Source organism: Rhizobium ecuadorense (assembly GCF_001187535.1).
Classification (GTDB): domain Bacteria; phylum Pseudomonadota; class Alphaproteobacteria; order Rhizobiales; family Rhizobiaceae; genus Rhizobium; species Rhizobium ecuadorense.
This window is the reverse complement of the sequence record NZ_LFIO01001348.1, coordinates 1-261: the sequence shown is the minus strand read 5'-3', so window position 1 is coordinate 261 and position 261 is coordinate 1. Positions and strand designations below refer to the sequence as shown.

Sequence of the window (261 nt, the reverse complement as noted above, 5' to 3'; positions counted from 1 at the left end):
GCTTGCAAACGCGTGGAATTGACGGACACCGTGGACCCTCACGCGGCGGGCGTTTGCAAGCAGGCCGGCGGCTTCAAGCAGCGACTTGGGGTCAAGCTGCGTCAGGAATCCGTCGATGTTGTTCTTGGTCTCGAGACCGAGCCTGTCGAAGATATGCAGCTCCTCCTCGCTGTCTTCCTTCGTGGAAAGAAGACGCCCCGCCTGCCGGCTGTAGAAGTACCGGTCGTCCGCGGAAAACGCCTGGCGGAAAACACTTTGAAA

1 pseudogene is annotated in these 261 nt (G+C 59.8%); it reads right to left on the bottom strand.

The annotated features are described in order from the left end of the window. Window positions 1-261: pseudogene (locus AF337_RS28950) on the bottom strand (MurR/RpiR family transcriptional regulator); the annotation flags it as partial.